The 20,420-nt window shown below is 56.6% G+C and carries 20 protein-coding genes; 16 read left to right on the forward strand and 4 right to left on the reverse strand.

Annotated elements, in window-relative coordinates; genetic code table 11:
• Positions 1 to 66 precede the first annotated feature (66 nt).
• From AC4HNJ_RS12520 to AC4HNJ_RS12555, 8 genes are all read left to right on the forward strand, one after another.
• Complete coding sequence (locus AC4HNJ_RS12520) at positions 67 to 261, forward strand: hypothetical protein (RefSeq protein WP_490479918.1); 195 nt, start codon at positions 67 to 69, stop codon at positions 259 to 261.
• A gap of 396 nt (positions 262 to 657) precedes the next feature.
• A complete protein-coding gene (locus AC4HNJ_RS12525) occupies positions 658 to 1,926 on the forward strand; it encodes an HlyD family secretion protein (RefSeq protein WP_490479919.1) in 1,269 nt (422 codons plus the stop codon).
• A gap of 80 nt (positions 1,927 to 2,006) precedes the next feature.
• Complete coding sequence (locus AC4HNJ_RS12530) at positions 2,007 to 4,124, forward strand: peptidase domain-containing ABC transporter (RefSeq protein ID WP_490480092.1); 2,118 nt, start codon at positions 2,007 to 2,009, stop codon at positions 4,122 to 4,124.
• A 64-nt stretch (positions 4,125 to 4,188) separates the two neighbouring features.
• A complete protein-coding gene (locus AC4HNJ_RS12535; RefSeq protein WP_490479920.1) occupies positions 4,189 to 4,839 on the forward strand; it encodes an ankyrin repeat domain-containing protein in 651 nt (216 codons plus the stop codon).
• 48 nt (positions 4,840 to 4,887) lie between these two features.
• Positions 4,888 to 5,496 (forward strand): hypothetical protein, encoded by a 609-nt coding sequence (locus AC4HNJ_RS12540; RefSeq protein ID WP_490479921.1) that lies wholly within the window; start codon positions 4,888 to 4,890, stop codon positions 5,494 to 5,496.
• A gap of 78 nt (positions 5,497 to 5,574) precedes the next feature.
• Positions 5,575 to 7,419, forward strand: a complete 1,845-nt coding sequence (locus AC4HNJ_RS12545) for a hypothetical protein (RefSeq protein WP_490479922.1) — start codon at positions 5,575 to 5,577, stop codon at positions 7,417 to 7,419.
• Between the two features lie 3 nt (positions 7,420 to 7,422).
• Positions 7,423 to 7,932, forward strand: a complete 510-nt coding sequence (locus tag AC4HNJ_RS12550; protein ID WP_490479923.1) for a toxin-activating lysine-acyltransferase — start codon at positions 7,423 to 7,425, stop codon at positions 7,930 to 7,932.
• A gap of 41 nt (positions 7,933 to 7,973) precedes the next feature.
• Positions 7,974 to 8,405: a hypothetical protein gene (locus AC4HNJ_RS12555; protein WP_490479924.1), complete on the forward strand. Its 432-nt coding sequence runs from the start codon at positions 7,974 to 7,976 to the stop codon at positions 8,403 to 8,405.
• 88 nt (positions 8,406 to 8,493) lie between these two features.
• On the opposite strand, the gene AC4HNJ_RS12560 is transcribed toward AC4HNJ_RS12555, so the two are convergent.
• From AC4HNJ_RS12560 to AC4HNJ_RS12570, 3 genes are all read right to left on the reverse strand, one after another.
• Entirely contained in the window at positions 8,494 to 8,985 is a 492-nt protein-coding gene (locus AC4HNJ_RS12560; protein ID WP_490479925.1) for a GNAT family N-acetyltransferase, read from the reverse strand.
• Positions 8,982 to 9,269, reverse strand: a complete 288-nt coding sequence (locus AC4HNJ_RS12565) for a type II toxin-antitoxin system TacA family antitoxin (RefSeq protein WP_490479926.1) — start codon at positions 9,267 to 9,269, stop codon at positions 8,982 to 8,984. Before AC4HNJ_RS12565 ends, AC4HNJ_RS12560 begins: the two co-directional genes overlap by 4 nt.
• A 416-nt stretch (positions 9,270 to 9,685) precedes the next feature.
• The gene (locus AC4HNJ_RS12570; RefSeq protein WP_490479927.1) at positions 9,686 to 10,903 is read right to left on the reverse strand and encodes a citrate synthase family protein; all 1,218 of its coding nucleotides are present in this window, start codon (positions 10,901 to 10,903) and stop codon (positions 9,686 to 9,688) included.
• Between the two features lie 332 nt (positions 10,904 to 11,235).
• Here AC4HNJ_RS12570 and prpB point away from each other — a divergent pair, with 332 nt between their 5' ends.
• From prpB to AC4HNJ_RS12610, 8 genes are all read left to right on the forward strand, one after another.
• Positions 11,236 to 12,123 (forward strand): methylisocitrate lyase, encoded by an 888-nt coding sequence (gene prpB, locus AC4HNJ_RS12575; protein WP_490479928.1) that lies wholly within the window; start codon positions 11,236 to 11,238, stop codon positions 12,121 to 12,123.
• A 72-nt stretch (positions 12,124 to 12,195) separates the two neighbouring features.
• On the forward strand, positions 12,196 to 13,347 hold the full coding sequence (prpC, locus tag AC4HNJ_RS12580; protein WP_490479929.1) for a bifunctional 2-methylcitrate synthase/citrate synthase: 1,152 nt from the start codon (positions 12,196 to 12,198) through the stop codon (positions 13,345 to 13,347).
• A 378-nt stretch (positions 13,348 to 13,725) separates the two neighbouring features.
• The gene (locus tag AC4HNJ_RS12585; RefSeq protein WP_490479930.1) at positions 13,726 to 14,655 is read left to right on the forward strand and encodes a hypothetical protein; all 930 of its coding nucleotides are present in this window, start codon (positions 13,726 to 13,728) and stop codon (positions 14,653 to 14,655) included.
• 126 nt (positions 14,656 to 14,781) lie between these two features.
• A complete protein-coding gene (locus AC4HNJ_RS12590) occupies positions 14,782 to 15,162 on the forward strand; it encodes a hypothetical protein (RefSeq protein WP_490479931.1) in 381 nt (126 codons plus the stop codon).
• Positions 15,159 to 15,851 carry a C39 family peptidase gene (locus AC4HNJ_RS12595; RefSeq protein WP_490479932.1) on the forward strand — a complete coding sequence of 231 codons (693 nt, stop codon included), beginning with the start codon at positions 15,159 to 15,161 and terminating at the stop codon, positions 15,849 to 15,851. The genes AC4HNJ_RS12590 and AC4HNJ_RS12595 overlap by 4 nt, the downstream gene beginning before the upstream one ends.
• Before the next feature lie 11 nt (positions 15,852 to 15,862).
• Positions 15,863 to 16,543 (forward strand): hypothetical protein, encoded by a 681-nt coding sequence (locus AC4HNJ_RS12600; protein WP_490479933.1) that lies wholly within the window; start codon positions 15,863 to 15,865, stop codon positions 16,541 to 16,543.
• Between the two features lie 243 nt (positions 16,544 to 16,786).
• Positions 16,787 to 17,986: an acetate kinase gene (locus AC4HNJ_RS12605; RefSeq protein ID WP_490479934.1), complete on the forward strand. Its 1,200-nt coding sequence runs from the start codon at positions 16,787 to 16,789 to the stop codon at positions 17,984 to 17,986.
• A gap of 219 nt (positions 17,987 to 18,205) precedes the next feature.
• Positions 18,206 to 19,066: an autotransporter outer membrane beta-barrel domain-containing protein gene (locus AC4HNJ_RS12610; RefSeq protein WP_490479935.1), complete on the forward strand. Its 861-nt coding sequence runs from the start codon at positions 18,206 to 18,208 to the stop codon at positions 19,064 to 19,066.
• Positions 19,067 to 19,517: 451 nt separating this feature from the next.
• On the opposite strand, the gene AC4HNJ_RS12615 is transcribed toward AC4HNJ_RS12610, so the two are convergent.
• Entirely contained in the window at positions 19,518 to 20,189 is a 672-nt protein-coding gene (locus tag AC4HNJ_RS12615) for a YjbE family putative metal transport protein (RefSeq protein ID WP_490479936.1), read from the reverse strand.
• Positions 20,190 to 20,420 lie beyond the last annotated feature (231 nt).

The following is a 20,420-nucleotide window of genomic DNA, read 5'->3' on the forward strand; positions in this document are numbered from 1 at the left end:
AGATAAATCCCGTCACGCGGGTCGAGAAAATGTGGCAATGCCAAGTGTCTTGCTCGTGCATGTAGCATGCAGCGGCGTCGTTACGATGCTTATGCGCAGCTATGGATCACCAACGGGAACACGCGTGACAGCCTCGATATGTTGATCGATACCGACTTCGTACTGCCTAAAAACTACTTGACGTCTTGCAGGAGAAAAATAGGCGAGGACGAGTATCAGGAGGGCGCTATTGCAAGGCACCGCGCGGCGGCACAGCGCTGACCTCATGCATCATCGGAGGCGGCGTGGCCGCTCGATGCTTGCTCCTGTCAGCGCAGGTAGCCCTGCCTGGCTTGAACGGGCATGACCGAGCCAAGGTGAGACCTCACGCTCGCAGCGGCTGCTCCGTTGCGCAATGAGTGCGGATCTTTTAGCGGCGTGGGCTGCGCACCCTCAATTCGTCGGGCGCTTGGTGCGGCTCCGCATCACCGGTGGATGTATAAACACGGGGTATTCGCCGAATGGCAGCATCCGAGGGCTTCGCAGGGCAATGGCCGCCCTGCTTGTAGGAAAAGGACTACAAGGAAGTCAGAAAAACCTGCCTTGCATTGCGAAATGCACATCGCTTTCACCAGTGGCATATTGTCACTGCAGCGCGGTCCAACAGGGGAAAGGGACATGGAGCGGCAGTTGTTTCGGCAACAGGTCGTAGAGGCGAAGTCTGCTAAGTCATTTGGGGCGGTCCGCTTGGCCACTCCGCTCTCATTTCAACTGTCTGCAGCAGCTGCGCTAGTGATGGGTGGGAGCATTCTGCTGTGGCTTCTACTTGGAACCTACACTCGGCGCGAGCACGTCGATGGAAATCTGATTCCTCAAGCGGGCCTTATCAATGTCACCGCCCGGAGCACCGGCGTGGTGTCGTCCGTCGAGGTGTTTGACGGCGACCTCGTAAAAAAGGGTGATGCGCTCGTATCTCTTTCCGGAGAACGAAGTAGCAAATCCATGGGGAACACCTCGGCTGATATCAGCCAAACGCTACGTAGCCAGCAAGAGCAGTTGTCCGAGGAACTTAAGAATACACAGCGTCTGGCAGACGAACAGCGGACCGACTTGGAAATGCAGCAGCGCATGCTCGAACGAGAGATTGAGCAGGTCGGCGATCAAATCGGCATCGAGCAGCGAGAAGCATCCGACCAAGAAAACCTTCTGCGGCGGATCGAGAGCTTAGGTCCTAAAGGCTACATTTCAGCATTGCAAATCCAGCAACAGCGCACGCAAGAGATGGATGCCGAGCAGCAGGTTAAAGCGCTCGAACGGCAGCGTACCGAGTCGCTACAGCAGCTTAAGGGCGTTCAAGACCAACTGACGCAACTTCCATTAGTCACGCAAGGGAAGCTTGACGAGACGCGTCGGGAGATCGAGCAAAACACCGCGACGCTCGCCCAAAATGAAGCTGATCGGGAGTCGATCATTTCGACACCCGAAGATGGCCTGGTAACAGCGGTGCTAGCGAAGCCTGGTCAGTCCGTCTCGCCTGGACAGACACTTATGTCCGTCATGCCAAAAGGGTCGTCGTTACAGGCGCAGCTATTCGTTCCGAGCAGCGCTATCGGTTTTGTTCACGTAGGAACACCCGTCGTGCTGCATTACCAAGCGTTTCCGTATCAGAAATTCGGCATCCAGCATGGCTCGGTTGTGGATGTCTCCAGGAGTGCGCTGACGCCGGTAGAAATTGGGACGGCTTTGGGTCGTCAGGCGCCGCCGGAACCGCTCTATCGAATCGTGGTGGCGCTTCAATCCCAGGCGGTCCAGGCTTACGGCAAACCCGAAGCATTGAAACCCGGAATGCTGCTGGACGCGGACCTGCTTCTCGATAAGCGCCGTATTTTTGAATGGATCTTCGAGCCTCTTTTTGGCATGGGACGTCGCTGGGCGAGTGCCGGATGATGAAACCAACGAATTCCGAAGCTGTGACCGGTGGTCGAGGCTCAACCGGCGATTTCGGGGGCTCGGTCGAACTGTCCTCGATGTTGCGGTTCAAGCGTGCCAGGCGTCTGCCGCTGATCCGCCAAAGCGAGGCCTCCGAGTGCGGCCTAGCTTGCCTTGCGATGATTGCCGGCTATTACGGACACCACGTCACGTTACCTCATCTGCGACAGCGTTTTGCCCTGTCCTTGAAGGGCGTGAATCTGGCGCGGCTGATCGAAATGGCACAGGAAATCGGCTTTTCTTCACGCCCGATACGGGCGGAGATCGATGAGATTTATCTTCTTTCAACCCCGTGCATTGTGCATTGGGATATGGACCACTTTGTGGTGCTTGCGAAAGTCGAGCGCAGAAGCATCACCATATTTGATCCTGCTGTAGGGGAACGGACGATCTCGTTCGCCGAAGCCGGTTTGCATTTCACCGGTATCGCGCTGGAATTGACCAAGGGGCCGAATTTTCAAAGGAAGCGCCCCGATCCCCCGGTGTCCCTCAGAGCCCTTGCCGGTTCGGTACACGGCTTGGGAAAGGCGCTGACGACAATCTTCGGGCTGGCGCTGGCACTTGAAATCTTTGCGCTGCTCACTCCGCAGTTTTTACAGATGATCGTGGATCAGGTGCTTGCTGACGGCGATCATGATCTTCTGACGTTCCTGGGTTTGAGCTTTCTATTGCTGTTGTTCTTGCAGGTGACTGTATCGGCGGTCCGCACTTGGACGGTCATGTGGCTCAACGCCAACATCACTCTGGGATGGACCGGAAACGTCTTTCAACATTTGCTGCGCCTGCCACAGGCATATTTTCTAAAGCGTCACATGGGTGATGTGGTGTCGCGCTTCGGAGCCGTGGACGCCATCCAACGAACGCTGACCACTCAGTTCGTCGGCGTGATTCTGGACGGCATCATGGCGATCTTCACGCTGGCCGTGATGGCCCTCTACAGTCCCATGCTCACCGCCATCACGATCCTGGCAATGGCCCTCTATGGGATGTCACGAGTGCTGTATTTTCGTGTGTATCGCGAATCCAATCTGAGCCAAATTGTGGTCGCCGCTAAACAGCAAAGCCACCTTATCGAATCTGTCCGGGGGGCACAGACCATCAAACTGTATGGACAGACCGCTCGCCAGACGGCGCGGTACTTGAATGCTACGGCCGACACGGTCAATACCTCGATCGCGGTGCAGCGGTTGAATCTGCTGTTTGGCTCACTGAACAGTGTAACCAGCGGCGTGCAACGTATTGTCATTCTTTGGCTGGGTGCATGGCTTGCTCTGAAATCGCAATTCAGCGCAGGTATGCTGATGGCCTTTGTGGCTTACTCGGATCAGTTTACCGGGCGCGCGGGTAGCTTGATCGATTATCTGGTCCAACTGCGTTTGACCCGCCTGCAGGGGGAGCGCCTGGCAGACATTGTGCTCAGTCCAACCGAGAGTTTCGGCGAGGGAAGCTACGCGGATGTCGTGCCGGAGGCTTCCATCAAGTTCGACAACGTGAGTTTTCGCTACGCGGACGGTGATCCGTGGGTGGTTCGCAATTGCTCGTTTGAGATCAAAGCTGGTGAGTCCGTGGTCATTACAGGCCCGTCAGGGGCGGGAAAGAGTACGTTGGTGCGCCTCATGCTGGGCCTCATCGATCCGCAGCAGGGGTCCGTAATGGTCGGAGGCATCGATATCAGGCACTTTGGGAAGGATGCCTATCGCAAGATGATCGGTAGTGTCATGCAGGATGACACCCTTTTCGCCGGCTCGATTGCTGACAACATCAGCTTTTACGACGAACACGCGACTCCCGAGCGGATTCAAGTGGCGGCGCGTCAAGCGTGCCTGCACGATGAGATCATGAGAATGCCCATGGGATATCAGACGCTCGTGGGCGATATGGGTTCCGCGCTCTCCGGCGGCCAGCAGCAGCGAGTGCATCTCGCCAGAGCGTTCTATCGCAAACCAAAAATGCTTGTTTTGGATGAGGCATCGAGTCATCTGGACGCGTCGCGCGAGATGAAGATTAATGAGGAAATCGAAAAGCTAAACGTGACGCGTATTGCTATCGCGCATCGCATAGAAACGGTGCGAGCAGCTAAACGAGTGTTTGTATTTCTGGATGGAAAGGTAGTGGAGACGCAAGTGGAAGCTTCTGCGGAAGTGGAAATCGCGTGATACAAGTCGGGCGGATGGCATTAGCTCCTGCTGCTTGTGATGGCCTTAACCGATGGAGGAAGAAATGCGTAAACACGTAGTGATGAAGTGGGTGGTCGTTTCTCTGACCATGCTGGTGAGTGGAGGCGCATTTGCCGGATCTTGTTCTGCGCTCACACAGGCGATGAAGGAACAAGCGCAAGCAGCGTCTGCCAAGGGGGACGTTAACGGTGCGTTGGAGTTCGCTGCAATGACGGGGGACGTCAACGGCGTGCGCGCCGCTGTGGACGCACTAAAGCGAAACGAACCCTCAGCGACGGAAAATTCAAGCGTCCTCAAAGCCTTGAATAAGGCGCTCTACGATGCGGCGATGGTTGGGCAAGTATCAACCATACAGGCCCTTGCCAATGCGGGCGCGAATGTAAAGGCGGCCGACGCGCCCGCGCTCATTGGTGCTGCCGAGTGCGGGCAGATTGAAAGCATGCGGGCGCTGGTGAAATTGGGTGCCGATGTGTCGCAGCGCGCTGCTATCGAAGTTCAGGCCAATGTGCCCAGCACGCCCCTAGAGACGGCGCTTGGCGGAAATCAGTTCAAGGCCGCGGCTTGGCTACTCAATCAAGGCGCGGACACATGCTCGGCACAGACTCGCAGTCGGCTGGGCCGCTTCATACAGAGCCCGACCGTGAGGAAGGGGCTGTCTACCGAAGACTTCAGCAGGCTTCGGTGCAAGTCGTAGGAAGAGTGCTTAAACCAATCGTGTGCAATCTGACAGAAGGATATTGAAATGAGAGCAGTGCGAGCAGAAGAACTGAAATATATCGCCGGAGGACTTATACCTCCAGGTGGCGGTGGAGGCGGCGGCGGCGGTGGTGGCGGCGGGGGCTCCGGGGGTGGCGGTGATAGCGGTGTGACAGAAGCCGAATTGGAAAATGGCTTGAAATCCGCACTGGACCTGGGGTCGGAAGGTCTGCTGGATACCGGCCTGGTGGGTGCGGCGTTCAAGGATACCGATTGGGCAGCGATGCTCGCGGATGTCAACAGCACACTCTTTCAACAGGGCGAACACGACTACACCACATTTGAGAACAGTGGTATTGGCGAGCACGATCCGCCGCAATACATCAACGTCATCCAGTGGAATCACATCGATTGGCATGCGTACGACAATGGAGGCAAAGCGACTCCGGCGCAGGCCATGCAGAATCTGCTTAACGACATCAATAACCACCATCACGTGTCGCTCGATCCAAACACGACACAGAGCGGCGTGAACTACGGCGCCTACGTGGGCGGGTGGGATGACGATGGTGCGGACGGTGAGTTTATTGCAGTGAACGCCAACTTCACCGTCTTCGACCCGTCGGTGACGGTAGGTGATCTGGTCGATATCTGAGCCGACGTTGCAACCGTGACCGTGATGCCACGGTATCACGGTCACCCTGTTCTGCTGCTTTCGAAGAGAAAAGTGTCCATGACCTCACGGGACGACGCTGCTCGAGCGCGCGAGAGACCGCAACGCGTATCATCTGGCGCCTGTCCGGCGACGGTCGAGGACGGGGCGTTTTCTCGTCTTCCGTCGGAGTCCTTTGTACCGTTCAAGGCTCGGCGGCTCAGTCATGCATCGCTGATTTACAGAGATGAGATTCTCGGGCCATCAGCCGAGCGGATCGTCGGTGAGTTCGGATTCGCAGTTCCCTCCGAGCTTGATCGGGACGGTTTCGGGAAGGAGACCCGGACATTTCATGCCGATCGTTACGGAGGGCTTGGCGTATCGCGGCACGGCGGAAGTGGTCGGTGCGGTGCGGCTGGACGGTGGCAAATCAAGGGCATCGGTCGTACCCCGTTGCTTGATCGCCAACCTACTGAGTCCTTTTTTTGGCACTCCCATGGCGGCGTCGCGCTCAGTGATGGGCTACAGGAGGTGATATGGAGCCGTCTGTTTCAGACAGCCCTTCCTTATGGTGCAGTCGAATCACCGGCACTCATCGCTACCAACACAAAAACCTGGTTCGAACATGAGATTGGCGAAAAGGGGCAGGCGCCGCGCGTTTTGATAGTGCGCGACCAGGCGATTCGTCCTGCGCACTTCGAGCGATCTGTCCATTTCAGTTTAAAACCGGTGGGGCGCGTCAACGACGATACGGAACGGGTGCGAGCTGCCATATTCCACTTGCCCACACTTCTCCCCCAGCCTCGGCATCGATCTGTGCTTTCGCAGCATGATGCCTGTGAGGCGTTGGAAAGCGGTCTGCAGGAAATGCTTCGTCGCTTCGCGGCCCAGATCGCCGTCTCGCAGTCCAAGCGATTAGTTCACGGTGCGCTCGGGTCCGCCAATTTTTGTCTGGATGGTCGGTATATTGATTTCGGGACAGCGTGTCAATTTCCACATTACCTCGATTCGCGCAGTTACAAACTTCCGGATAATTTGCCGACGTTTTGGAGACAGCGAAATCAACCCGCTGAAATCGTGGACAGCCTGTGCTTTTATATCAATAAATACTTTCCGTTCAGCGAAGGTCGCAGGAAGCTCAAGTCAAAAGTGTTTATTGATGGGTACTTTGATTCCTACCGCGATGCACTGCACCGATCATTGCTGTCCTTGTGTGGTTTTCCGGAGCATTTGATTAGCAAAGTGTCTTCAAGGAGCGAACTCAGGCTCTTGGCGGGACTCCTTTTCAGCCATGTACGCAAACGCCGCGGAGTGGTGCTTCCGGCACAGAGTGATCTTCGTGTCTTGGGGCCGAACGACCTGGAGCATCTGCTACGACTGTTCATGAGCGTTGACATTTTGAGGGGCGATGACTCCCGGTCCAATTCTGGCGATGTCAGTGCGCAGGATGAGATGTTTGCTGAGGTCTACAGACGAGCGACTCGAGTCATCGCTGAAGAGGCGGAAAAGGAAGGGGTGAGCGTTCATGCTCTCGGAAGGATGATGAGACTTCACATGGCAAAGCAATTGGTGTTCATGCCAGAGTTGTCGCGCGATGGCATGAGAACGAACAATATCGAATTGATGAGCAATTTCGATGCCGGTGTGGTTGGCAGAGATGATATCCAGCGATACGTCGACGAGCTCTGTTGGCGCGGGATGGTTCTTTTCGCGCCGATTGGCGATTTCCGTACGCTTCTGTGGCGAGACCGCGGAAATGAGTTGCTGTTTGACGCCAGGCAAGACTGTTTGGTGTTGCAAAGGGTGAGCGGACAAAGCGCAACGCGCTACTCGTTGAATGACTCGACCGTTCCGTATGTGTCAGAGGCGAGTCTGCTGTTGGGGCTATCTCTGCCTGACATGGCGGCGATGGCACCGGCGCACTGAACTATGGACCATTTCTTTGAAAAGCTTGGCATTGCGACGCGGCTTTTAGCGGAAGCCGATCTGCGTGGTTCTATTCATAGTGGCTACATCGTCTCGAATATCATGGTCGCTATCGCTCATGAACAGATTCGGTTCGGCTTCGACGACGCCGCACGTCCGATTTGTTTTTGGACTTGGGCCTATCTGGCTGCCGATGTTGAGCGACGCATATTGTCCTCGAACGACGCTTCCCTTCATTTGAGCGAATGGAATGAAGGTGGCAACCTCTGGATCATTGATTTCGTCGCGCCGCACGGCCATCTGCGGTCCATCATCGAGTACATGCACCGGTACTTTTCTCCGGGGCATTCCAGGGGCTATTCGATGAGACGTCGTGAGGACGGTGCGGTGCGCAAAATCAACGGGTGGGACTGTGGACGCGCTCAGAAGTTGAACCAGACTGAGTTTAGATTACCGGATACGGCGTTCGCGGACAGCAAAACGTCGTGGTTGGAACAGAAGAGGGCGCGGTAAGAGGAAGAGTGTTCTCGAACTAAAATTCAAGAGGAGGGGCAATGATCGCTGTTGCTAGTGTTTCGCGCGATAGTTCATCCGAGTCGACTAGACAGGTTATAAAACCTGGGCTTCGTGCAGTGGTCATAACGGGCATTGCGGCGCTGGCATTGTCGGTCGGTTGGCCCGCCTATAGCTCAACCATTGGCGACCCGGGTCGCTTTGCTTCCTATAATAGACAGGGTCTTCCAAGCAATCGTTTGATGCGAGGGCTTGGAGACCCCGATCGGATCGAACGACGGGAGGATGGCACCTCGATATTTTGGTATCGCTGGATCGTTGAGCGGCGTGATGGTCACATCGCGGCACGCGGAATGGCAGCGTTCTCATTTGCTAAGAACAGTAGGTTGAATGGATTTGAGATCCTGACGATGGATGAGAAAGGCAAATACGTCGATTCAACGCTTGATTCGATTTTAAGCCTTGCAAAATGATGAGGTGGCTGCTGCGAGGGAAAGGTGTCGCCTGCGCGTAGCGGCGGGGGCATTCACCCACAACCTTGGTTTACTAGTGAAGGCGAGATCACAGCGCTGCCTGTAGGTCGGCCAGCGTGATCATCAGCACCAATGGGTCAAGCGGCGACGGATCGAAGCCGAGCCGTTCGTAAAACGCCTTGGCATCGGCAGAGAGCGCATGCACCAGCAGACCGCGCACGCCAATCGCGTCGGCGGCCTGCAGGACACGACGGCCGGCATCTTGCACGAGAGCGCGGCCGATGCCTTTCCCTTGCTGCGATTGGTCTACCGCCAAGCGGCCGAGTACCACCACAGGAACCGGGTCCGGCATATTGCGCCGGAACCGGCCCGGTGCTGCCTCAACCGTCACGGCACTGGCTGCGAGCGAATAGTAGGCCACCACGCGAGCACCTTCGCAGACGACGAATGTGCGGGATGCCCCGCTGCTTTGATTCTTTAGGGCGCGCCGCTTCAGCCAGGTGTCCAGTGTTTCGACGCCGGATTGAAAGGGCTCTACATCGTGCTGCGGCCCGAGCGGTTCGGGCGCGGCAAGGGTCACACCTTCTCCCAGGGGGCAGGGGTCTGCATGGTTTTACGCAGGCGTTCATTTGGCCGCGGCGGCATGTCCAGGCGGGCCAGGAAGGCAGCGTAAGCCTTCGCGTCGGCCGTGATGCTGGTTCGGTCCAACAACGCTTCCTCGGCGGCCGCGCGCGCAGCATCCAGCACGAACGAGGTGCGGTTCTTTCCTCGCGCTTTGGCCGCCCGGTCGATCAAGCTTCGTTCCTCGGGCTTGATCCGAAGGTTGAGCGCTTCCCGCTTGGGATGGTCGGTGGTGGTGGACATGGCGCAGGCTCCTGTGTTTCGCCTAGTCTACCATGCTGTAACGACATCGTCATTACAGCTAGACCATGCCGTCGCGCTTTATGCCTTCGAGCGCCCAGGGGTGGCCCGTTGCTGCTACTGAGGTCCGATTTTACTTATGCACGTGGGAGGTAGGCGGGCATATCAGAGCGTGCGTTGGTATTTCTGTTGGTATAAATACTCATGGAGTTTAGAAAAGTATTTATACATCAATAGGTTATGGAGCGATATGGATGCCTCTCTCCGCCACTAACGCAAAGACGCCCGAGCGGGCGTTTTTGCGTTAGTGGCGCCGATAATGTTTCGCGAGCGAGCATTTGTTGTCCATGATGAAGGCGGTGCAGGTCAGCGAATAACTGTTCTGCAGCGAAGACATGCAGCAGCCGACGATACCGGACTCAGTCATCGCGTTGCGGGATTCGGCCTACGTAGCTGGCGCGTGGGCGAATCAAGTTACCGCCTTCCTGTTGTTCCAATGCATGCGCCAGCCAGCCCGCCATGCGGCCGGCTGCAAACATTGAAAGCGCAGCATCGGCGTCCAGGTCATAGGCCGAAGCAATAGCGGCCAGTGCAAAATCCAAGTTGGGTCGCCGACCGCATTGTGATTGCGTCGTGTCAACGAGCTGCTGAATGGCCGATAATTTCGCGGGACGCGGATGCGTCGCATGCAAAGCGTCCAACAAAACCTTCGCGCGCGGATCACCCTCATCGTAGAGCGGATGCCCAAAGCCGGGCAGGACATCACCGCGGCGAAGTCGCTCGCGCACGCGTTCAGCAGGTTTTTGTTCGCGCAGTATCTCTTGAATGAAGGCGTGCGCCCGTCGAACTGCGCCGCCATGATGCGGCCCGGAGAGCGTCACTAAGCCTGCGCACACTGCGGCGTGCAGGCTGCTTCCGGTCGACGCAGCCACGCGCGTTGCAAAGGACGATGCATTCAGTTCGTGGTCTGCACACAATACCAGGGCACAACGTACCAGTTCGAACAAGTTGGCTTCATCCTTATGCCAGCTTGTAACCATCACGTGATGTATCGGCTGAGTGTTCCATTGGGTTGCACATAAAAGCGCTGCTGTTCCACGCAGCAATCGCGCCGCTTCGTAGCGACGATGACGTGGATTCGTGCTGTGTGCGTGAGTCGCGTCAAGGGCGAGCAGTGGTAATGCAGCGAGGGTCCTTTCAAGCGGAGGTAGATGAGGTTGTTGCAATAACAGCGCTATGGCGTCGGACCATTGATGCGGCAACGCGACAGCAAACGGATCGTAATCTCCGCAGTCCCACAGGAGTCGAGCTGCGTCTTCCAGCGTGCTGCCGCCCTTTGCCAGTGCTATGGCCGATTCGCCGCGGTAGTAGTGCCCGTGCGAACGAATCAGCGAGATTCGGGTTTCCATCACCGGCAAGCCCCAGGCAAGACTGTGTGCGGCCCCTTGAGCTGCGCCACGGCCAGCTTGCTTTCGTTCGATCAGTTGCTCGACATCGCTGGCGCTGTATTCGCGACTGCGGCGGTCGGCGGCGGGACGAGAGTCGATTCGGCCGCGGCTTACATAGGCATAGAGCGTGGCAAGGCTGACGCCAAGCTTCGCTGCGGCCACTTGGGCAGAAAGGTAATCCGTACGCATGTATATATATTGATCCTATCAATCAAGATTGATCAACATATTTTGGCGTGCGAAAGTGGAGTCATCCCCATCGCCTACGCGCCTCCCCATGTCCCGTTGGAATTGGCAAACAGTGTGCTTACCCCACAAGATTTGGGAGGTGGATGGCCCGGTCCTTGTCGTATGCGCCTTCATGACGTCACTAGTACTTGTCATGGCTGGCTTATGTCATTGGCATGGTGGCGGCGCGCAAGATCTGTCGCGTGTTTCCTGCGCGTTCGGCGGGCAGGTACTGCGCCGCGACATGGCCGTAGTGAGCAATCACTTACAATTTACTGTTTTGGAGAACCACGATGACTCAGCTTGATTCTGCTGGCTCCCGTTTTCGCGCTGCGCTCGCTGCCGAAAATCCCTTGCAGGTGATTGGGGCGATCAATGCCAATCATGCGTTGCTCGCTCAACGGGCGGGATATCGGGCTATTTACCTTTCCGGCGGTGGTGTCGCGGCAGGGTCGCTTGGCTTGCCGGATCTGGGTATCAATACGCTGGATGACGTGCTGACGGACGTGCGTCGCATTACCGATGTCTGCGATCTGCCGCTGATGGTAGATATCGATACGGGGTTTGGACCGAGTGCATTCAATATTGCACGTACGGTGAAAAGCTTGATCAAGTTCGGCGCTGCCGCTTGTCACATCGAGGATCAGGTGGGCGCCAAGCGCTGTGGCCATCGCCCGGGTAAGGAAATCGTGCCAGCGGCTGAGATGGCCGATCGCGTCAAGGCGGCTGCGGATGCCAAGACGGATTCCAATTTTTTCCTGATTGCGCGTACTGACGCTATTGCGGTGGAAGGTGTCGACGCTGCCATTGAGCGTGCGGTGGCATGTGTCGAAGCAGGCGCGGATGGCATCTTTGCCGAAGCTGCCTACGATGTGCCGACTTATCGGCGCTTTGTCGATGCGGTTAAGGTGCCGGTGCTTGCCAACATCACCGAGTTTGGCAAAACGCCGCTGTTCAGCGTCGATGAATTGCGTGCCGCCGGTGTCGGTATCGTGCTTTATCCGCTTTCTGCATTCCGCGCGATGAATAAGGCGGCGGAAACGGTTTATGAAGCAATTCGGCGCGACGGCCATCAGCGCAACGTGGTGGACATGATGCAGACCCGTGAAGAACTTTACGAGCGCATCGGCTATCACGATTACGAAAAAAAGCTGGATGCGCTGTTTGCCGACAAGCAATAAATCGACCTGATTTCCAGTGGCCAAGTTTCGTTGACGGTCACGACTGATGTATCGCACCCTGGAGCACTACCGATGAGCGAACAATCCACAACCGCCCCCAAGCCGAAGAAATCCGTTGCCCTGTCGGGTGTGACGGCGGGCAATACAGCCCTGTGCACGGTTGGCCGCAGTGGCAATGACCTGCACTACCGTGGCTATGACATCCATGATCTGGCAGCCAAGGGCTGTTTTGAAGAAGTGGCGTACTTGCTGGTGCATGGCGTGCTGCCGAACTGGGCCGAGTTGAATGCTTATCGCGCCAAGCTCAAGCGCCTGCGTGGATTGCCGGCGCCGATCAAGAGCGCACTGGAACTGCTACCTGCGGCCACGCATCCGATGGACGTGCTGCGCACCGGTTGTTCGGTGCTGGGCACCGTGCTGCCTGAGAAAGAGGATCACAGCATTACCGGCGCCCGCGACATCGCCGACCGCCTGATGGCCAGCTTTGGTTCGATGCTGCTGTATTGGTACCACTTCAGCCACAACGGCAAGCGCGTCGAAACAGAAACAGAGGACGAGTCGATCGCAGCGCATTTCTTGCATCTTTTGCACGGCAAGAGGCCGAGTGAACTGCATGCACAGTCGCTGGATCGCTCGTTGGTGCTATATGCCGAACACGAGTTCAACGCGTCTACCTTCACAGCACGCGTCATCGCCGGCACCGGCTCAGACATGTACTCATCCATCACCGGCGCGATCGGGGCCTTGCGCGGTCCCAAGCACGGAGGCGCGAATGAAGTGGCCATGGACATCATTGCCCGCTATCGCAATGCTGCAGACGCAGAAGCGGATATCCGTGCGCGCGTGGAACGCAAGGAGATCATCATCGGCTTCGGCCACCCTGTTTATACGGTGTCCGATCCGCGTAACGAGATCATCAAGGAAATTTCGCGCAAGCTTTGCACGGACGGTGGCAACCCCACCTTGTTTGAGGTTTCCGAGCGTATCGAAAAGCTTATGTGGGAGCAGAAAAAAATGTTCCCCAACCTCGATTGGTACTCTGCCAGCGCCTATCACATGATGGGTGTGCCGACGGCCATGTTCACTCCGCTGTTCGTCATTGCGCGCACATCCGGATGGAGTGCACACGTTATCGAGCAACGTGAAGATGGCAAGATCATTCGGCCCAGTGCGAATTACACCGGGCCGGAAGACCGCGCCTATACGCCAATAGAAAAGCGTTGATCGTTGATTAGGTGTCGTGGATATAAAAAAGGGCCTTCGGGCCCTTTTTTACGGCTTTTTTTATCCATAGGTGTTGCAGCAGCGATACATGAGTGATGCAGGCGGGCGGCTCGTGTAATGCGCGGTCTTTTTGCGGCACACAGCGGCAAACAAAGCGTGTTCGAGGTTTGTGATGTTCGCGTTGTTTCATGCGCGTTGCACTTTTCACATTTCACCACCTTTGCACGTGAGTGATGCGACGGACGCAATCCATTGATTTGCCTCGTTGCTTTAATTTCTGATGCGCTTTTGCCGGCGTGGCACGCGGTTTGCCTCATTCAGTAGCTGCATGAGGTGAAAAACCAGGGGGTTATTGCATTCGTTCCGGGAGGAATACATATGCGCAAGACTCTTCTTTTTACGGCATTGACGCTTGGCTTGGGACTTGCTCTCCCGGCTATGGCACATAACAGCCAAGATCCGAGTCAGATCAACAACTCCAGCACCCACACCAAGACCATCACCACCAGCGGTGACGATCGCAATAATTCCGGCGACGTCTACAGCGACGGGATGGGGACTTCGGCGGCGAACAATGGTGCAACGGCCACCTCCACGGTCAGCGATGCATTCAATACCAGCAAGGCTATTGCAAAGACCGACCTTAATGGGGCCGTGAGCAATGTTTCCGTCTGGGGCATCGGTAATTCTGCCGTGAACAATGGAAATGCCAACGGTGGCAAGGGTGGCAGTGGTGGCAACGGCTTTGGAGGCAAGGGCTATGGCGGGGACGGCGGTGCCGGCGGATACGGTGGCGACTCCCATGCGCGTAGTGGCCATGCGGGCGGTTCCGGCTCAAGCAGTGGCGATGCTTATTCAGGTAGCGGAGCAAACGGCGCCGGTGCATGGGGCGATGGCGGTGACGCATACGCTAATGCCCACAGGCATAGCAATAGTGGCAACGCCACTGCAGGGAACAGCGCGAGTACCGGCGGCTCCAACACTGCGGGCTCGGCGACATCCACCAGTGGTAGCAGCAGCGCCACAGGAGGAACCAGTGGCATGGTCGCGAGCGCGGGAGGAAACGGTGGCGCAGGCGGTAGCGGTGGATCGGGCATGGGTGGCGCGGGAAGCGGTGCCTCGGGCGGTAATGGCGGTAATGGCGGAGAGAACCTGGCGGATGCTGGCAGCTTCGATATGTCCAACACGATGGACAGCGCTGCAGCAGCGGCGGCGGGAATCACCACCATTGCACAGAACAGCGGCGCAGCCGCTTTAATCCAGCAAGGCGTTACGGTTCAGGCGAATCTGAACGTAGGCGGCCATTGAGTCCAACTGTCCGACTGGTGTAGTGGAGCGCGCATCGCTCCACTACGTCCAGGGCTGGCCAGCGGTGAATTCCGCTGGCCAGCATAGGGTCGTATGCGATGCGCCGATCAGAACTGGAGTGATGCCATGGCTCACGCAAATCCCGTCATAGGGCTGGTGCTGTTGTGCATTACCGGGGGGGCGCTCGCGGCAAATCCATCGCATGTGAACCATGAGCAGAACAAAGGTGACAGGTCTGCAATGCCGTCGGTGATGGTGGATGGCTTTGGCGCCGCGGTAAGCGGTAACACGCTGCAGCACTACGTCGGTGCCGGCCTCGTGCAGGACACTATGACGATGACTGGCGCGGTGACAGGGAATAGCGCTACGCAAGTCAATACGGGTGCCAATTCCATTACGGGTGACTCCTTTTCAGGTGCTTCAGGCTTGCCCACCGTCATCCAGAACACTGGCAATAATGTGCTCATTCAAGATGGCGTGATCGTCAACGTGCAGTTGAAGCCATGAAGCTTTCGCTCACATCACTCATCGTCATCTTGCTTGCGTGTACTCCGATGCATGGTTTGCGTGCGGCCAACATGGCGCTGAACGATAACGCCGGGCAAACCTACAGGTTGCACATCACTACGCTGAAGGAAGTGAAGTATCGCAACACCATTCATCAAAGGTACGACTTCAGTTGTGGTTCGGCGGCAGTGGCAACGCTATTGACCTACCAATATGACTATCCGGTCAATGAACAGGCCGTGTTTGAACAAATGTACTCGCACGGCGATCGCAAGAAGATCAACAAGGAAGGTTTTTCATTGCTGGATATCAAGCTCTATCTGGCGAGTCTGGGTTTCGAAGCCGATGGTTTTCATGCGAGTCTTGAACAGCTGCAGCGGGCGAATTTACCCGCGATCGTGCTGATTGAAGACCGCGGCTATCACCATTTTGTGGTGATCAAGGGTGTGCGCTACGGGCGCGTGCTGGTGGGCGATCCCGCCCGCGGTGCCCGTGCAATTCCGTTGACCCATTTTTACCAGTTATGGAAGAACGGACTGGTTTTCGTTATCCATAACCGACGCGATCTGGCGCATTTCAATACTGATAGCGATTGGCGCAATGCGCCGATTGCACCGTTGGGAATAGGGATTGATCGTCGTGGGTTGGACACGATCACCCTATCCAAATACGGACCTGGCGATATATGAGGTGACCTGTCATGTCTTATGGTCTCTCGTTGCGCGTAATCACCCTATTGGGTGTGTGGGGATGTGTAGCCGTAGCGCACGCACAGCAACATGTGTCTGTTACCCGCTCGGTGGAAGGCCTGGGTATTCCGGTTCCAATGGAGCGGCTGGCCAATACACGTGGGGGCTTCGATCTGGGAGATGGGTTGAACATATCGTTTGGAATTGAACGGGCGATATATGTCGATGGCAACTTGGTGACCTATCTCAACGTTTCGATTCCCGACATTGCGCATATCACTACTCAACAAGCGATGGCACTGGCTACGGCACTCAGCACAGTTAACGTGCAGATTGGTCCTGGCAACACCTTCGATCCTTCTTCGACAACGCCGGCCAGTATGAGCGCAGCGGGGCAAGTTCCCGTGAATGCTCAAGCCGGCAGCAGCGGTGTCAACGCCGTGCCTGCGACGCAATCAAATATGGCGACGGTGATTCAAAACGCGTTGAGCAATCCCGCTGTACGTAGCAGTGTGACTCCTTCGTCGCTGTCGCAAGCGAACGCCGCCACTGTTATTCAAAACACAGTGGATAACCAAGTTATCAGCAGCCTTACTACGTTGAATGTAGCAGTCAATGCGTTGAATGCCCTTCGTAATCAAGGGCTGCAGCAGAGCTTACAGGCATCACAATGGCAGGCTCTGTCGCATTGATGCGGGCATGTGCGGGTACTGTTTTGCGGGGAGAACAGCATGAACAAGAAGGAACGGAAGTCTAAGCGCGTTGCCTCAACCCAAGCATGGGCTTGTGCTGCCGGCTGCGCCGGGCTCATGCTCTTTTGCGGCTTAGCGGTTGCGCAAGAGGCAACAAGCACCACCGCGTCGTCTCAAGGGGACGATGCCTCCTCGCCAGCTATACGCCAACGTTTGGCGGAGCAGGGAGCTCGCATCGAGACGATGCGTGGCCAGATCGAGGCTTTGCAGCGACAGCTTGCGCAGCAAGAAGCGGATTACAGAGCGCTGCGTCACGCCGTGGGCATGGATGTATTGGCGAGCCAGCGCGGAGGCAGTATCGCGGCCGGTGGCGCAGGGGCTGCAGCATTGTCGATGCCCTCGCCGGATGCTTCCGCGGCGATACAGGCGCAACAAGGCTCGTCGACGCCTGCCGCACCTGTTGGTCAGGCGCCAGCAGAAAATTCACGCCCGCCCGAGGTGGCTCCTATTTTTCAGCAGCCTGGCGTACTCACTCCAAAGGGGAAAGTAGTCATTGAGCCGACATACCAGTTCGGTTATTCCACCGCCGATCGCGTGGCTTTGGTGGGATACACCATCATTCCGGCCATTCTGATCGGGCTGATCGATGTGCGTCAGGTGCGCAGTACGACCCAGACGGCCATTCTCACGGGCCGCTACGGCATCACCAATCGTCTGGAGTTGGAGGTTCGTATTCCGTATGTTTACACGCATACGGATACAGTAAGCCGCGAGGTGCTTACAGGGACGGCGGAAAACAATGTATTCAGTTCCAGTGGCAAGGGTTTAGGCGACGTCGAGGCGACGATTCGCTATCAGATCAATAACGGCGGTGCGGACAAGGCTTATTACATAGGGTGGTTCCGCTTCAAGTCGCGTACCGGCACTGATCCATTTGAGGTACTGACGGACTGTGTGACACGCTGCGTACAAAATCTCACGGGCACCGGTTTGCCGTTACGCCAGCCGACAGGTTCCGGGTTCTATACCTTGCAGCCAGGATTGACCTGGTTGTTTCCTTCCGATCCAGTGGTGTTTTTCGGTAACTTCAGTTATCTGTACAACGTCGAGCGCCATAACGTCTACGAACATATTCTTCTCGGAGGCACGCAATATCTCGGCAACGTGAAGATGGGCAATGAAGCCGACATCAGCATCGGCATGGGCATGGCGCTTAACGACAAGGCTTCTCTCAGTATTGGCTACGACCAGACCTTCATCGGCACGACTTATGAATCCGGGCAAAAGCTACCGGGCTCGACGAAGGTATGGCTTGGCTCCTTGCTGATCGGCGGCTCTTATCGTTTCAATGAGAAGCACACACTGAATTTCACGCTCGGTGTCGGCGTGACGCGGGATACACCCGATACCACGCTGATCGTGCGTGTCCCCATGACGTTCTGACGACAGCGAGCGGCTAGGTACGGATATCCGTGCACTAATTCTCTTGCTGCATGGGTGTATTTGGTTGAATGCAGTATTCGTGTGCAGAAAAATGCCGCGATTTCCACGGTGTGTGCACAACCTGGCTCCCTAGTATCCGAAGCGAAAGGCTTTCGTCCTTTTTGGCAACGCCGTGCAGTCGTTTCGGCGCTTTCGTTGAAGGAGCTATGGAGTCCCATTATGCGTTGTGCCGCTTCAACACGCAGCTGCCGCTGCTTTGTATTCGCCGTTCTGGCTTTGTCGGCAGGAACAGCAACAGCCGATAACGCAGATCCGGATGTTTCCCCTGCACTCGATCGCATCAGCTTATGGCTCGGTGGCTATTACGCCGATACAAGCACGACCATCAGTGCAGGTTTGAATAATCCGAACGTCAAGGGTCGACTCAATCTCCAGCATGATCTTGGCTTTCCATCGCATCAGACTGTGCCGCGTGCGCGTTTTGATTTTCTCCTGGGCGAAAGCCAGGGTTTTTCGTTCGACTACTACCAGATCGATCAATCGCGCACTAAGTCGCTCAGTACGGCCGTCGGCTTCAATGGGAATACGTTCGGTGCGTCTGCTTCAGTAACCGGTCGCATCGATTTTGATTTTGGCAGTGCCGCCTATCGATGGTGGTTCGGCCATGGAATCGACGTGTTCGGTATAGGCGTGGGTGCTGCTTATTATCGAGTGCATGCGGGTATTAGCGGCGAAGCGACGCTCCATGCTGGTCCTTTTGGGCAGGCGTCGGGATACACCTCGGCCTATACCACTGAAAGTGCATGGGCGCCGGAGCTGCAGCTGGGTTGGCGGCACGCGTTCAGCAATAATCTGCGCATGTACTTCAACGCTTCAGGTGTAAAGAAAAACGGCAGCCATCTAGGCGGTCATATTTACGATGCTGCATTGGGCATGGAGTGGTTCCCATGGCAGAACGTTGGATTTGGTGCCGAGTACGATTACACGCGCATCACAATCCATCAACGCCATACCGATTACAACGATGCCTTGGCTATGCGAATGGATGGACCGTCGGTCTTTCTGCGTTTGCGTTTCTGAGGCGGGGCTCGGAGCCGGCTATCTGCTTGCAGATTGCGGCCGGCACCGAGCAGGAGGTAGCACGCGGGTCTTATGGGCCGTTGGCCTCCATGACGGCTTCCACGTGGGGATTCTCGTCTGAATGCTTCCAGGATTGAGAAGGCCGCTGAATCTACCTGTCTGCCTTTCGCTCATCGAAGTACTAACAAAAAGGTAAGCATCTGCCCACGGGGCGATAGCTAGCGAGCCACTCGCGAGCCTTCCGTTGGGTGTTCAGTCGCCGAAACCGATTATGCAAACGTTGGCCCGCCGATGCGCGCAATGCGGGGTTGGGGTTTCGTCAGCAAATAAAGCGTTGAGCGCCGAACGAGGGTTTGAACGCCAGGTCCACATCTGAACTGGGAAACGCACCCCAGCGATTTACTTCAGGCGTGCCCTTGGCGAGCCATTTCCATTGCGGCGCGTTAGGCCTTCAGGCCTTTTTCGTATTGCGATTGAACAAGTATCGGCCGCCGCAAATCAGCAATACCAGGCTTATTTCCAGCAAATGTTTTATCCAGCTATGCCCATCAAACCAATGGCGCCACAGCAGCTCATGGCTGATCATCCTGCCGGCTGTCCATGCGATGGCCGCAGCGCCTGCGTAGACGATGATGGGCAGGCGTTCGATTAATTTCAGAATCAGCGTCGAGCCCCACACCACGAGAGGTATGCTGATAAGCAGCCCCATTACGACCAAGCCCATATGTCCCTTGGCAGCGCCGGCGATAGCCAGGACGTTATCCAGGCCCATTAATACGTCGGCGAGCACGATCGTACGAAGCGCCGCCCAAAAGCCTGTTGCCGCAGCAACGGATCGATGAGTGTCTTGCCCGGGCTTCAACAGTTTCCAGGCGATCGGGATCAATAACAGGCCGCCTGCCAGCATCAGGCCGGGTAGTCCCAGCAAATACACCACCAAGACGGTAAGGACTATCCGTATGACAACGGCGCCCAGCGTGCCCCATAGCACGGCTTGTGTTTGTATTGGGCGGGGGAGGTTGTGCGCGGCGAGCGCAATCACAATGGCGTTATCGCCGGCCAGGACCAGGTCCAGCAATACGATGGTAAGCAGGTCTGAGAACAGATGCGCGGGGAAAGCCATGTGGGTTCCTTGGCACGCGACTCAAGCGGCGACGACGGGCGCGCGCCGGCCCGTCACCACCGCAAAAGTCTCGTCCGAGGCCTTGGCCACTGCGGCGCCCGGAGCGATATGTCGCTCGTGATGACGATCGCCGCACGGATACGAAGGCCGTATCCGGAACTACTCCCCTTTGGGATGAACCAGCATTCTCGGAAGTGAGGGCACGCAGGTCAAGTTTTTGCGTGTGCGGGA

It is taken from the genome of Dyella sp. SYSU CM1112 (genome assembly GCF_058216415.1).

Bases quoted from the DNA above. Each gene is read 5' to 3' on its own strand.
- AC4HNJ_RS12555 (WP_490479924.1), top strand. From the start codon at position 7,974: ATGATCGCTGTTGCTAGTGTTTCGCGCGATAGTTCATCCGAGTCGACT.
- AC4HNJ_RS12565 (WP_490479926.1), bottom strand. From the start codon at position 9,269: ATGTCCACCACCACCGACCATCCCAAGCGGGAAGCGCTCAACCTTCGG.
- AC4HNJ_RS12530 (WP_490480092.1), top strand. From the start codon at position 2,007: ATGTTGCGGTTCAAGCGTGCCAGGCGTCTGCCGCTGATCCGCCAAAGC.
- AC4HNJ_RS12595 (WP_490479932.1), top strand. From the start codon at position 15,159: ATGAAGCTTTCGCTCACATCACTCATCGTCATCTTGCTTGCGTGTACT.
- AC4HNJ_RS12615 (WP_490479936.1), bottom strand. From the start codon at position 20,189: ATGGCTTTCCCCGCGCATCTGTTCTCAGACCTGCTTACCATCGTATTG.
- AC4HNJ_RS12610 (WP_490479935.1), top strand. From the start codon at position 18,206: ATGCGTTGTGCCGCTTCAACACGCAGCTGCCGCTGCTTTGTATTCGCC.
- AC4HNJ_RS12590 (WP_490479931.1), top strand. From the start codon at position 14,782: ATGGCTCACGCAAATCCCGTCATAGGGCTGGTGCTGTTGTGCATTACC.
- AC4HNJ_RS12600 (WP_490479933.1), top strand. From the start codon at position 15,863: ATGTCTTATGGTCTCTCGTTGCGCGTAATCACCCTATTGGGTGTGTGG.
- AC4HNJ_RS12570 (WP_490479927.1), bottom strand. From the start codon at position 10,903: ATGCGTACGGATTACCTTTCTGCCCAAGTGGCCGCAGCGAAGCTTGGC.
- AC4HNJ_RS12550 (WP_490479923.1), top strand. From the start codon at position 7,423: ATGGACCATTTCTTTGAAAAGCTTGGCATTGCGACGCGGCTTTTAGCG.
- AC4HNJ_RS12585 (WP_490479930.1), top strand. From the start codon at position 13,726: ATGCGCAAGACTCTTCTTTTTACGGCATTGACGCTTGGCTTGGGACTT.
- AC4HNJ_RS12540 (WP_490479921.1), top strand. From the start codon at position 4,888: ATGAGAGCAGTGCGAGCAGAAGAACTGAAATATATCGCCGGAGGACTT.
- AC4HNJ_RS12520 (WP_490479918.1), top strand. From the start codon at position 67: ATGCAGCGGCGTCGTTACGATGCTTATGCGCAGCTATGGATCACCAAC.
- AC4HNJ_RS12545 (WP_490479922.1), top strand. From the start codon at position 5,575: ATGACCTCACGGGACGACGCTGCTCGAGCGCGCGAGAGACCGCAACGC.
- prpB (WP_490479928.1), top strand. From the start codon at position 11,236: ATGACTCAGCTTGATTCTGCTGGCTCCCGTTTTCGCGCTGCGCTCGCT.
- AC4HNJ_RS12605 (WP_490479934.1), top strand. From the start codon at position 16,787: ATGCGTGGCCAGATCGAGGCTTTGCAGCGACAGCTTGCGCAGCAAGAA.
- AC4HNJ_RS12535 (WP_490479920.1), top strand. From the start codon at position 4,189: ATGCGTAAACACGTAGTGATGAAGTGGGTGGTCGTTTCTCTGACCATG.
- prpC (WP_490479929.1), top strand. From the start codon at position 12,196: ATGAGCGAACAATCCACAACCGCCCCCAAGCCGAAGAAATCCGTTGCC.
- AC4HNJ_RS12525 (WP_490479919.1), top strand. From the start codon at position 658: ATGGAGCGGCAGTTGTTTCGGCAACAGGTCGTAGAGGCGAAGTCTGCT.